This window comes from Candidatus Thiosymbion oneisti (genome assembly GCF_900092655.1).
Taxonomy (GTDB): Bacteria; Pseudomonadota; Gammaproteobacteria; order Chromatiales; family Chromatiaceae; genus Thiosymbion; species Thiosymbion oneisti.
In genome coordinates this window covers 1-355 of sequence record NZ_FLUY01001252.1, presented here as the reverse complement: position 1 = coordinate 355, position 355 = coordinate 1, and the positions used below count along the sequence as shown (strand labels likewise).

Below are 355 nucleotides of genomic sequence, written 5' to 3'. Positions count from 1 at the left end.
GGGCCCCGGACGCTTTGGCCTTAGCCACCTTGACCGGCTTCGATTTGGGTTTGGCCTTAGCCACTTTGCCCGGTTTCCGCTTGGGTCTGGCCTTGGCTACCTTGACTGGCTTCTGCTTGAGTCTGGCCTTAGCCACCTTGACCGGCTTCGACTTGGGTTTGGCCTTAGCCACTTTAACTGGCTTCTGCTTAGGCTCGGCCTTGGCTACCTTCACGTGCAGCCGCTGGCCGGAACGGATGTTGGTGTCGCCCGGTCCCATCCGGTTGAGACGCCGCAGTTCGGCAACGGACATCTTGTAGTATGTGGACACCCCATAGAGGGTCTCGTTCGGTTTGACCACATGCACCTTCAGGGC

Annotated in this window: 1 protein-coding gene; it reads right to left on the bottom strand. The window is 59.4% G+C overall.

What is annotated here, in order from left to right; translation table 11 throughout:
- Window positions 1-355: LysM peptidoglycan-binding domain-containing protein (locus BQ17_RS12980; RefSeq protein ID WP_141699262.1), on the bottom strand; the 355-nt coding region annotated here is incomplete at both ends.